This is a genomic window from Aurantibrevibacter litoralis (assembly GCF_034651555.1).
Taxonomy (GTDB): Bacteria; Bacteroidota; Bacteroidia; order Flavobacteriales; family Flavobacteriaceae; genus Aurantibrevibacter; species Aurantibrevibacter litoralis.
In genome coordinates, this window is record NZ_JAYEEQ010000011.1 from 38,877 (window position 1) to 51,000 (window position 12,124).

Here is a 12,124-nt window from a genome sequence, read left to right on the forward strand (position 1 = left end):
TTTCTCATTTTAATTGTTTATTCTGACCGCAAACTTTTTACCGGATTTACAATGGCCGCCTTTATACTTTGGTAACTCACCGTAATCACCGAGATGAGTATGGCCAAAAAAGCAGCCAGCACAAATATCCACCATGGAATGTCTATGCGATAAGAGAAATCCTCCAGCCATTTGTTCATGACGTACCAGCCAACAGGTAATGAAATTAAAATGGCAATACCCACCAGTTTTAAGAAATCCAGTGTAAGTTTCATTGAAATCTGACTGACGCTGGCTCCTAATACCTTTCGGACCCCTATTTCTTTCACCCGCTTTTCTGCATTAAAGGCAGCTAATCCAAATAATCCTAGGCAGGCAATAAGTAAGGAAAGTAGGGTAAAAATGATAAATATATTCCCCAATCGCTGTTCGCTTTGGTAGGTGTCATTAAAGGAATCTTCCATGAAATAATAATTAAATGGCTCCCCCGGAACAATGGTATTCCAAATTTCTTCGATGCGCGAAATGGAATTTTCAAAATTTCCAGCTTCTAACTTTACAGCCATAGCATTTGCATTAGCGGACAAACGCATGCTTAGGGCATCGATTTCTTCTTTAAAAGAATCGAAATGAAAATCCTTAACTACCCCAATAATCGTGTAAAAGTCCGGACTGTCTGAATCAAAATCATTAGAATACTGAAGTCCTATTGCTTCTTTAGGGGTGGTCTTCATTAATTTTACCGCTGTTTCGTTCACAATTATGGCGGTGGAGTCACTTCCGAAATTTTTATCAAAATCACGGCCGGCTACAAATTTGAAATCCATAGTGGAGGCGTAGTCATAATCTACCCCCCAAGTTTGGATACTTAAGGCGTTTTCCTGACTGGTGAGCCCTCCCTTGGGTCTAAAAGTAGAATCGCTTCTGTTGGATGGAGTCGGAAAAAAACTACTTAATGTGGCATTTTTTACAAATCCTAATTGTGTTACCTGTTCTTTTAGAGAACCTACCTTTTTACCAGCTGTGTACACATCTTTTACAATTAGGATTTGGTCTTTGGAAAAACCGAGATCTTTTCCTTGAATGTAGCTTAACTGTTGATAAACTACCAAGGTGCTTACAATTAAAAACACGGAAATGGCAAACTGAAAAACAACGAGTGAATTTCTAATGTTTCCGCCACCGGCGCTGCTTGGCCCCCCACCTTTTAAAACCTTTACTGGCATAAAGCGAGACATGAAAAAAGCGGGGTAACTTCCGGAAAACAATCCCAGTAAGACGACCGAACTCAGGATTATCAACCAAAAGAGCGGATTGACAAAAGGGATAGCTATTTCTTTTGCCGCTATGGTATTAAACAAGGGTAGCACCAAAACAGCAATAAGTAATGCCAGTATCATAGATAATAGGGAAATTAATCCCGATTCTACCAAAAACTGCCGTATCAAATCATTCTTATTAGAACCCAAGGTTTTGCGCACCCCAACTTCTTTGGCTCTTTTTAAGGAATGTGCCGTAGACAAATTCATAAAATTAACACTAGCCAAAACAATGAGGAAAATGGCTATAAAAGAAAGGATATAAATACTTTGCCTGTCATTGTTGGCACTCATTTCCGCTACCAAATTGGAGTTTAGATGGATATCGCTTAAGAGCATAGTGCTATATATGAGATGGTTGCCGGCTGCTTTAAATTCTTGTTCCGTAATACCGGGCAAAAATTGTTGTACCCCGGGGATTACATATTTCCCTAAAAAGCCCTCCAAAGGTTTTTGCATATCTGCTACCTCAGCAGTGGGGATAAGCTTAAAAAAAGTGTTATAGTTATTACTGCCCCAATTCACCACTTTAGCATCGGCAAACCCTTCCATGGACTTAAAAAGGGTATACTCCCTTAAAAATGAATTTTTTGGCAAATCATCTATTACACCCGTGACGGTGTAGGTTTCTTCATTATTTAATAATAGACTTTGGCCAACGGCGTTCGAAATTCCAAAATGCTTCTCTGCCGCAGTTTTGGTTATTACCAGCGTGTTGGGATTTTGTAATGCCGTTTTTGAATCTCCGGCGAGCAAGGAAATTCCAAACATCTCAAAAAATGTGGGGTCTACATAGGTAGTCTGCTCTTCCTTCACATTGGCTTTGGCGTCTACTTTTCTTACCAATGCACTGCCCTGTGTTCTAAAACGAGTTACCAGTTCAACTTCTGAAAAATCGCTTTTCAGCGCCTCGGCCATGGGCGCCGGACTTACCGCAAATTTCCTTGCATCGCCACCAAATTTTATATCGGAATTTATCCTATAAATACGATCTGCATCCGGGAACATCGTATCGAACTGTAATTCGTCATAGATATATAATGAAATGAGTAGCGCACCGGCCATACCAACAGATAGGCCAAAGGTGTTGAGAAACGTAAAAAAGGGTTGCTTTTTTATACTTCGCCAGGCGATTTTTAAATTGTTTTTAAGCATAATGATTGGTTTTTGACCTCCCCCTAACCCCCTCCCAAGGAAGGGGAACGGTTCGTCTATTTATGTTTTTTTGTTTACTTTTTTTTAAAGCTCCCCTCTTTTCTAAAGAGGGGTGTCCGCCTTTGGCGGACGGGGGAGATTTTGCCCCCTTTATATACATTTGTTTTTTACCCAAAGGTTTTAATCTAATCCCTCCGACCCCACTAAAGCGGGGCCACCTCCCTTTGAAAAAGGGAGGAGCTTTTTTTATTCCGTCCGTAAACTTTTTACAGGGTTTAACAATGCCACCCTAATGGATTGAAAACTAACTGTAATTAAAGCAATAACTATAGCTATGACACCAGCAATCGGAAAAACCCACCAAGGGATGTCAATACGATAAGCAAAACGCTCTAACCAGTTTTGCATAGCCCACCAAGCCAATGGAATGGCAAGTAGAATAGCAACCAGCACCAAACCCATAAAATCTTTTGACAATAATCTTACAATGCCTGAAACGTTGGAGCCCAAAACCTTGCGTATGCCAATTTCCTTGCGGCGTTGTTCTGCAGTATACGCCGAAAGCCCAAACAAACCCAAACAAGAAATGATGATAGCGAGCAAAGCGAAGATTTTGGAAAGGTTACCTACTAGTTTTTCACTTCTGAACATCGCATTAAAGGCATCGTCCACAAATTCATATTCGAACGGAAAGGCAGGATTATGTTTTTTCATAACACTTTCCGTAAAGGCCAGAGCTTCCGATAAATCATTGCCCAGTTTGATTTTTACATACATGTAATTTGCAGCGTCAGGATTGTTAAAAAACAGGACCGGATCGCTCGTGCCATACATGTCGCCGTATAAATAATCTTGTACCACGCCGATAATGGTATAGGTCTCACCTCGCGTTATCGTCTTGCCAACAGCACTTCCGTCTCCCATCATTTTGGCAAGTGATTGGGAGACCATAACAGAGGTACTGTCTGGTGCCTGATTCTCGCTAAATCCCCTACCGTCAATGATTTTCATTCCTGCTGTTTCCAGGAAACTTGGACTGATATGCCTAAATGAAATTAACACCTCTTTGGTATCCGTACCCCCTTGCCATTCAAAACCTGACCCATTGTTCCCGCCATAAAGGATATCAGAATTGTTGAGTGCTAAATTTTCTATCAGACCCGAAGCTATCATGTCTTGTCTAATGGGATTAAAATTTTTAATCATATCCCCATTTACATTTATTTTAATGAGATTCTCCTTTTGGTATCCCAAATCACGACTTTTTACATGCTGCACTTGTTGATAGACTATAATAGTGCTGATTATAAATACAATGGAAACTGCAAATTGGGCAACAACCAGTCCCTTGCGAATATAAGTAGCGCTGTTCTCCCGGACTTGTACCCCTTTAATGACTTTGACGGGTTTGAAGGAGGATAGGTAAAACGCAGGATACCATCCCGCAAGAAGACCGCATATCAAGGTAATTCCTATAAGGGCAAACACATGTATAGGGTCAAAAAGCCGAAGTTCCAATTGTTTTTCCGCAAGAATATTAAATTGAGGTAACAGTATCAAAAGCAAAACCACACTTACCATGGTCGCCAAACTAGCCGTAATCAATGCCTCGGCAATAAACTGGGAGATCAATCTGTTTTTACCCGAACCCAGTACTTTACGTATGCCCACTTCTTTGGCTCTTTTTTCACTTCTGGCGGTAGACAGGTTCATGAAGTTGATACAAGCGATGAGAAGTATGATAAGGGCGATAATGGAAAATAATCGTACAAAGGTGATTTGGCCGCCTACAATTTTTCCGCCTTTAAACTCGGACCTAAGGTGCCAATCCTTTATTGAATGTAAAAAAGCATAGGTGTTGGGGTCTTCTGTTTTTGCAGGAATTATCTTTTGAACTTTTGCATCGACCGCCTTAAAATCTGCATCAGGGGCAAGTTCCACAAAAGTGTCCGCAAAATTATTTCCGTACTCTTTTGCCCATGACACGTCCTCTTCCCCTAATTGAAAGCGCTCAAATGGCAACAACCAGTCAAATCCAAAGGAGACGTTATTCGGTAAATCCGCTACAACGCCCGTAACCGTAAAATTATACGTATTGTCAATTCTCAATACACGGTTCAGTGCGTTTGTATTTTTTCCAAAGAGGGCCGTAGCTGTTCTTTGTGTCAAAACAATGGCGTCTGGCCTGTTAAGTGCATTTTTTGCACTTCCTTCCACAAACCGGAGGCTAAAAATTTCCAGAAAGTCAGGCTCGGCATACCTCCCCCTTCTATTAATTCCTTTATCACCTTCAGTAATTAAAATTTCTCCGCTCCATGTAGTGGCAGTCCTCGTGATTTCAGGTATTTCATCCTTTAAGTCTTTTGCTAAAGGCCCTGGGGTTGAATAAAATGTGCGCCACTCTCCTTCATATTTCTGGTTTGTAGGTACAAAGTAAACAAGGTCTTGTTTGGGAAAAGCACTATCGAAATTCACTTCGTCCTCTACCCAAAGGAATATCAAACCAGCACAGGTTATCCCAATGGCTAGCCCGAAAATGTTAAGAGCGCTGTAGCCTTTGTTCTTCCAAAGACTTCGACAGGCGATTTTTAAATTGTTTTTAAGCATAATGATTGGTTTTTGACCTCCCCCTAACCCCTCCCAAGGAAGGGGAACGGTTCGTCTATTTATGTTTTTTTGTTTACTTTTTTTAAAGCTCCCCTCTTTTCTAAAGAGGGGTGTCCGCCTTTGGCGGACGGGGAGATTCTGCCCCCAAAATACCTTTTTTACCCAAAGGTTTTAATCTAATCCCTCCGACCCGTAAAAGCGGGGCCACCTCCCTTTGCCAAAGGGAGGAGTCTTATTTAATTTGTTGCCCCCAAAGCCCGGTTATGGCTTTCGGTCACAATCTGTCCGTCGAACAAATTCACTACCCGGTGGGCATAATGCGAATCGCGATCGGAGTGGGTTACCATTACGATGGTGGTTCCTTCCTGGTTCAATTCGGTCAACAGGTTCATTACCTCAATTCCGTTTTTGGAATCGAGGTTTCCGGTAGGCTCATCTGCCAGTATTAATTTTGGGTTGGTGACTACTGCTCTAGAAATGGCCACACGCTGTTGCTGTCCGCCCGAAAGTTGTTGTGGGAAATGCTTTTCCCGGTGGGCAATTTTCATGCGCTCCAGAACCTTTTTTACTTTTTCTTTACGCTCGGTTTTGCTCATTTTAAGATAAATGAGGGGCAATTCCACATTTTCGTAGACGGTAAGTTCGTCTATCAGATTAAAACTTTGGAACACAAAGCCCAGGTTTCCTTTACGCAATTGGGTACGCTGACTTTCTTTTAAGCCACCCACCTCATGGCCGGCAAATTTGTAGCTGCCGTCCGTGGGGTTGTCCAGCATGCCAATAATGTTCAATAAGGTCGATTTTCCGCAACCGGAAGGCCCCATGATGGCTACAAATTCGCCCTCAGCTACGTTTAGCGTAACATTGTTTAACGCCAGCGTTTCTACTTCCTCTGTTCTAAAGCTCTTTTTTAGGTTTTTAATCGTTATCATTTCTTAAGGCCGTTTAAAGTGTTCAAAATATAAATACCCATACTGGATCCCCCTCCTCCGGAGGGGCTAGGGGAGGCTTCCAAGGTTTCTACCTCATCTGCCCTAAAGCTCTTTTTTAAACCTTTAATTGTTATCATTTGTTCGTTGTTTTTGTTTTATTTTAAATCTGTTATGTCTTTCTCTATTTTTTTCTTGTTCTCTATACTTCTAGTTTTTATTACCCTAATTGCTAACAAACTTCCTTCACATAATCCCTCCGACCTGCTAAAGCGGCTGGCCTCCCTTTCCTAAAAGGGGGAGCTTTATTTTAGAATAATCCGTTGGGCCTCCCCAAAATTGTCATAATTGCTTGTTATTACTTTTTCTCCTGCTTCCAGGCCTTCCAGCACTTCATAGTATCTGGCGTTCTGTTTCCCGATGCGGATGTTTCGTTTAGTGGCTTCATCTCCATTAGGTGCTACTACAAAAATCCATTGTCCGCCTGTGCTTTGAAAGAAGCTTCCTTTGGGTAACAAAAGCGCATCGGATGATTCCCCTAGTTGCAATTTTATATTGTAGCTCTGTCCTGCTCTAATGGTTTCCGGCTGGTCTTCTGTAAAGACGAGATCTACCTTAAATTTTCCACTTCGAACTTCAGGGTACACCTTACGCAATCTAAGCGTATATTCATTACCGTTTCGTTCTAAAATAGCTGTCAAATCTCGTTGTACACGATCTATATAATGCTCGTCTATGGAGGCTTCAATCTTATAATCGGTCAGTACATTAATTTGGCCAATACGTTCTCCCGGAGCGATACTTTGGCCAATTTCAGCATCCAAAAAGCCCAACTGCCCATCAGCCGGAGCCCTAACGTTCAAATGATCTAGCCTTTGATACACCATGCCCAGGGTCTTTTGCATACGGGCCAAATCTGCATCAAGACCGGTCAGTGATGTTTTTCGTAATTCATCATCATTTTCGGTCTGGATTTTTACAATATCATATTGTTTTTGGGAAAGTTCATAGGTTTCTTTGGATATAAGATAATCCTCTTTGGAAATCAATTCTTCGTCATATAAGGCTTTGTTTTGCTCAAAATTGCGTTTAGCGCGTTGCAAGTCGTTACTAGCCGTTGCCAATGATTTTTTACCCTCAACCTGCCTGGAATCGAACGTCAATTTTGTGGAGCGAAGGTCATTTTGTTTTAAGGCCAAATTACTTTCACTGGCCAAAATTTGTTCATAGAGGTTCATATTCTCCAATGTCAGAATGATATCTCCTTTTTTGACCATGGCACCTTCTTCGATCAATTTTTCTGTGACTCTTCCACCTTCGTAGGCATCCATATATATGGTTGTAATAGGGGCAACAAACCCATTGATGGTAATGTAATCATCAAATTTACCTTGAGTAACATCTGCCACAGTGAGTTTATCCCTATCTGTTCTAAAGGTAGAAACCGAGGTGCTAAAGGCTATTTTCCAAATAAAAAATGACACCAACAGTCCCAGTGCAATATAGCCATAGTGTTTTGGCCGTAATCCTTTTTTCTTTTCTAGTTGTATATCCATTTGTTATAGTGGGTAATTAGTATTAAGTAATGAGTATTAAGTAATGAGTAATAAGTAATGAGTAATGAGTAATGAGTAATGAGTAATGAGTAATGAGTATTTTGATTAGGTTCTGTTTTTTCTCTATTTTCTATGTCTGTCAACCAACAACTGATTCCTATTTTCAACCTTCGATTTTTTTATTTTATCTCAAAAACAGGTAATCCCCGGTAAAAATTGATTGTACTCTTATTAATTTCTGACCGAAGTCGCACCTGTAAATTTTCGTTTTGCGCACTAGCCAACAGGTTTTTTGCGGTGAATAACTCCAATGCATTTATTAAGCCTTTTTCATAGCGTTTTTGTGCAATTTTAAAGGCTAGATTTTGTGCTTCCATTTTTTGATTGCTTTGTTCGTATTCTACTTGCAGCGAGGTGTATTCCTGTACCAATTGCTGTATGGTTTGCCATAATTCCTGTTCTTGAATATCGAGATTGTTTTGGGCACGCAACAATTCAATTTTTTGTTGCTTTACTTTAGATCGGGCGGACCATCCGTTGCTTATGGGAACGCGTAAAGATACCCCAACAAACTGAAACGTATTGTCTCTAAACTGTTTCCGAAACGGAATTGTACCGCCTAGGGAATCTCTTGTGGTTTCAAAAAAACCTGTGCCATAGCCGCCAAACAAGGAGAGTGAAGGGTATAGCGCTCCACGCGCCGAGGCAATTTGTTTTCGTGCAGCTTTGGTACGAAATTCCTGTGCTCTTATAATGGGTAAAAACCCAATCGCTTCTGCGTAAATAGATTCGGAAAGTTCACTTGTACCCGGAACTGTTTCTTCTTTTTCCTGCAATTGGGCTTGTATGCGAATATCGGCTACATCTTTTAGATTCATTTCCTGTGTTAACCTAAGTTTGGCTGTACGTAATTGATTCTTGCTTTGTGTTACATTCAATTTATCGGTAAACAGAATAGATTCCGCTTCATACAAATCTGCCCCGGCTTTAAGCCCCAATTCAATTTGCTTTTGCACCAAGGTGTAGTTTGATTCTGATACCTGTAATTGTTCTTCGGAAATGGCAACCAAGCCCTCAAAAAATTGAATATCGTAAAAGGCCGACATTACTCGAAAGGCCAGTAAATATTTTTGTTGCAACGTTTCTTGTTGTGTTGCCTTGTGCAAAAATTTCGACGCTTTAATGGTATTTATTTTTTGAAACCCTTGAAACAAGTCGATGGAGCCTTCCAATGAATAGTTATTGGAAAAGAAGTCGGTCGTTACAATGGAGTTGTCATTGGGGTCAACAGAGCGTCCAAAACGGATATTGTAATCAGAGAATCCATTAACTGTTGGTAATAGGTTTCGAACAGACTGGCGATACGTTTCTCGGTTAGACTGCATCGTATAGGTAAAATCGTTTAGTTGTAAATTATGCGCAAGGGCATAGGTTACACAATCCTCTAAAGTCCACACTTGTTGTGCCGACAATCGCATCGAGATGCTGATTAAAAAAAGGAGTACTATTTTGGCTATAATGCGCATAGATTATTTTAGTATGCCAAACGATAAGCTATTGTTGTGCCATAAATGTAAGGTATTGAAATAATGAACTTTACAATAATAAGAAATAAGAACTATGTATTTTATGTAAAATAATTATACATATTCTGTCAAAAAAATGGACACATTGCATATTTAGTGCCATCCAAGTTGTAGCTTTGGAGGGGGCAGGTAAACGGTACTATAAAACCCAGGGTTGAATCGTTTCCGCCAATGCTGCGGACTACCAGGCATTGCGCCAATTGGTGAGGTCGTATGAATATAAAAAAAGTGAAACGAATTAAAAGCTTTCTTGGGTTAGCATTATGATACAGGGAAAAATTTTAATAGTCGATGATACAAAGAGCGTTTTAAGCGCTCTAGAAATCCTTTTGCAATTTGAATATAAAGAGGTAACAAGCATTTTAAATCCCAATCAAATCACTTCCTTTCCGGGACTGTCAGATTTTGATGTGGTTCTGTTGGATATGAATTTCTCGGCCGGAATAAATACCGGAAATGAAGGCCTTTTTTGGTTAAAAGAAATTAAGAAAAGAGCTCCTTATATTTCTGTGGTTATGATGACGGCATTCGGCGCTATAGATTTGGCCGTGCAGGCTTTAAAGGAAGGCGCAACCGATTTTATATTGAAACCATGGAATAACGACAAGCTATTGGCTACGGTAAAATCGGCCTACGAACTGCGAAGATCCCAAAAGGAAATTAAACAGCTAAAACAACAGGAAAGTAATCTAAAGCAACTCATTAACCATAACAAAAATTACATCATTGGAAACTCCAAAGCGCTGAATTCAGTGTTGCATTTAACACAAAAAGTTGCCAAAACGGATGCCAACGTCTTAATCACTGGAGAAAATGGCACAGGAAAGGAATTAATTGCCCGGGAACTTCATCGTATATCTCATCGAAAAGATGAGGTGTTTATAAGCGTAGATATGGGCGCACTCTCAGAAAGTCTTTTTGAAAGCGAACTTTTCGGTTACGTTAAAGGGGCGTTTACCGATGCCAAAGAAGATCGGGTAGGTAAATTTGAAGCCGCCCATAATGGCACATTGTTTTTAGATGAAATTGGGAACCTCTCGCTACAGACACAAGCCAAGTTATTATCTGCCATACAAAATAGAATCATTGTAAGCGTAGGATCTAATAAACCAATCCCCGTTGATATACGATTGATCTGCGCTACCAATTGTAATTTAGATAAAATGGTGGTCGAGGGTCTATTTCGCGAAGATTTATTGTATCGTATAAATACCATACGTATTGAGGTGCCGCCACTTAGAGAAAGAGGAGAAGACGTACTAGTACTCGCAGATTTTTACATGAACCGATATGCCACAAAATATGGAAAACCGGGATTGCGTATTAACCAACAGGCACAAGAAAAACTGATGCACTATAATTGGCCTGGAAATATAAGAGAGCTACAACATGCCATAGAACGTGCAGTGATTCTTTCTGAGAGCCAAGTACTAAAACCGGATGATCTTGCACTTCATTCCAAGGTGGTCATGGCGCAGGATATAGCAGCCCAAACCTTAGAAGAGATGGAACTGCAAATGATTCATAAGGCCTTAGAGCAGCATGATCATAACTATAGTGCAGCGGCGGAGCAACTGGGTATATCCAGACAAACATTGTACAATAAATTGAAAAAATTGGGTAAATAATGGTCAGCAAAAACTTTTATACGCAATTAATTATTCGTGTTGTTTTTATTGTACTTCTGGCATTGGGGTTTGCTTTTGCATTCCTTAAAGCGTATTATTTAGGCGCAAGTCTTCTATTTCTAGGGCTAGTACTTCAGACGATTTACCTGATTAAATTCGTAAACCATACCAATCGGAAAATTGCATACTTTTTTGAATCGATCAAAAATGAAGATTTTACTCTGCGGTTTCCAGAGGAGGCAAATGTAAAGTCATTAAAAGAATTGAATCATAGTCTCAATATGCTGAACGGCATGATACAGCAAGTGCATCTTAAAAATTTGGCGCAAGAGCAGTATTATCTAGAAATTATCCGACAGGCAGATATTGGAATAGTAACCGTAAACGCAAAGGGACATATGCTCTATGCCAATCCAAAAATGGAAGAATTATTGAATTACGCTCCGTTAAATCATATTAAACAATTGGCCAAGGTAGACAATGATTTGTACACCCTATTTGCCGATTTAAAACCTTTTGAACGTAAGTTGATAAAACTAACCAACGAACGCGACAAAAAGCAAATTGCGATAAAAACCACAGAGATAACCTTACATAATGAAACGCTTTTATTGGTGGTGGCACAAGACATACATCAGGAATTAGACGAGAATGAAACAGATTCCTGGGTGCGGTTAATACGTGTACTTACCCACGAGATTATGAATTCAATTACCCCCATTACTTCAATTTCAGATTCCATTTTACGCTATTTTAAAACGAAGGAAGATGGTTCGCCTACCAATGATTTTGGCCCAGGACAGCTTCAGAATACCGTAAAGGGATTGGAGGTTATTAAAGAACAAGGCATTAACTTAATGGATTTTGTACAGTCGTATCGCAGTTTTCTAAATGTTCCCAAACCCGATAAGACGATAGTTCATGTGCTTAATTTACTGGAAAAAGTAAAAGTGTTAATGGGTCAGGAAAAAGGCACAAATAACACCATAACCCTAGAGGTAGATGTAACGCCTACCAATCTCGAGCTTTTTATAGATGAGAAGCAAATTTTGCAGGTGTTGATAAACGTAGTAAAAAATGCGTTTCAAGCAATGTCGGAGCAAGAAGGGGGAAAAATACAACTTAGTGCGGGTCAAAATCTTCAAGGCAAAAAGTACATTGAAGTTAAAGATAATGGTCCGGGTATTGCTCCCGAACTGATCGATGAGATTTTTGTTCCGTTTTTTACGACCAAAAAAAAGGGTACCGGAATAGGATTAAGCTTGTCTAAGCAGATTATGCACGTGCATGGTGGTAGTATAAAAGTGCGCTCGGAACCCGAAGAAACATCTTTTTATTTCATTTTTTAGTGCAGATTGGTGTGGA

The 12,124-nt window shown here is 40.1% G+C and carries 8 protein-coding genes; 2 read left to right on the forward strand and 6 right to left on the reverse strand.

What is annotated here, in order from left to right; all coding sequences use genetic code 11:
- Positions 1 to 17: 17 nt before the first annotated feature.
- The 6 genes from U1E44_RS10430 to U1E44_RS10455 form a co-directional block, all read right to left on the reverse strand.
- The gene (locus U1E44_RS10430; RefSeq protein ID WP_322931024.1) at positions 18 to 2,453 is read right to left on the reverse strand and encodes an ABC transporter permease; all 2,436 of its coding nucleotides are present in this window, start codon (positions 2,451 to 2,453) and stop codon (positions 18 to 20) included.
- A 246-nt stretch (positions 2,454 to 2,699) separates the two neighbouring features.
- Positions 2,700 to 5,060, reverse strand: a complete 2,361-nt coding sequence (locus U1E44_RS10435; protein WP_322931025.1) for an ABC transporter permease — start codon at positions 5,058 to 5,060, stop codon at positions 2,700 to 2,702.
- A gap of 236 nt (positions 5,061 to 5,296) precedes the next feature.
- Entirely contained in the window at positions 5,297 to 5,992 is a 696-nt protein-coding gene (locus tag U1E44_RS10440) for an ABC transporter ATP-binding protein (RefSeq protein ID WP_322931026.1), read from the reverse strand.
- Positions 5,989 to 6,129: a hypothetical protein gene (locus U1E44_RS10445; protein WP_322931027.1), complete on the reverse strand. Its 141-nt coding sequence runs from the start codon at positions 6,127 to 6,129 to the stop codon at positions 5,989 to 5,991. Before U1E44_RS10445 ends, U1E44_RS10440 begins: the two co-directional genes overlap by 4 nt.
- A gap of 165 nt (positions 6,130 to 6,294) precedes the next feature.
- On the reverse strand, positions 6,295 to 7,545 hold the full coding sequence (locus U1E44_RS10450; RefSeq protein WP_322931028.1) for an efflux RND transporter periplasmic adaptor subunit: 1,251 nt from the start codon (positions 7,543 to 7,545) through the stop codon (positions 6,295 to 6,297).
- Between the two features lie 179 nt (positions 7,546 to 7,724).
- On the reverse strand, positions 7,725 to 9,071 hold the full coding sequence (locus tag U1E44_RS10455) for a TolC family protein (RefSeq protein ID WP_322931029.1): 1,347 nt from the start codon (positions 9,069 to 9,071) through the stop codon (positions 7,725 to 7,727).
- Positions 9,072 to 9,394: 323 nt separating this feature from the next.
- Here U1E44_RS10455 and U1E44_RS10460 point away from each other — a divergent pair, with 323 nt between their 5' ends.
- A complete protein-coding gene (locus U1E44_RS10460; protein ID WP_322931030.1) occupies positions 9,395 to 10,759 on the forward strand; it encodes a sigma-54-dependent transcriptional regulator in 1,365 nt (454 codons plus the stop codon).
- Entirely contained in the window at positions 10,759 to 12,108 is a 1,350-nt protein-coding gene (locus tag U1E44_RS10465; RefSeq protein WP_322931031.1) for a sensor histidine kinase, read from the forward strand. The genes U1E44_RS10460 and U1E44_RS10465 overlap by 1 nt, the downstream gene beginning before the upstream one ends.
- The last annotated feature ends 16 nt before the right edge of the window (positions 12,109 to 12,124 follow it).

Coding starts and splice junctions, on each gene's coding strand:
- U1E44_RS10430 (WP_322931024.1), bottom strand. CDS start 2,453: ATGCTTAAAAACAATTTAAAAATCGCCTGGCGAAGTATAAAAAAGCAA.
- U1E44_RS10435 (WP_322931025.1), bottom strand. CDS start 5,060: ATGCTTAAAAACAATTTAAAAATCGCCTGTCGAAGTCTTTGGAAGAAC.
- U1E44_RS10440 (WP_322931026.1), bottom strand. CDS start 5,992: ATGATAACGATTAAAAACCTAAAAAAGAGCTTTAGAACAGAGGAAGTA.
- U1E44_RS10445 (WP_322931027.1), bottom strand. CDS start 6,129: ATGATAACAATTAAAGGTTTAAAAAAGAGCTTTAGGGCAGATGAGGTA.
- U1E44_RS10450 (WP_322931028.1), bottom strand. CDS start 7,545: ATGGATATACAACTAGAAAAGAAAAAAGGATTACGGCCAAAACACTAT.
- U1E44_RS10455 (WP_322931029.1), bottom strand. CDS start 9,071: ATGCGCATTATAGCCAAAATAGTACTCCTTTTTTTAATCAGCATCTCG.
- U1E44_RS10460 (WP_322931030.1), top strand. CDS start 9,395: ATGATACAGGGAAAAATTTTAATAGTCGATGATACAAAGAGCGTTTTA.
- U1E44_RS10465 (WP_322931031.1), top strand. CDS start 10,759: ATGGTCAGCAAAAACTTTTATACGCAATTAATTATTCGTGTTGTTTTT.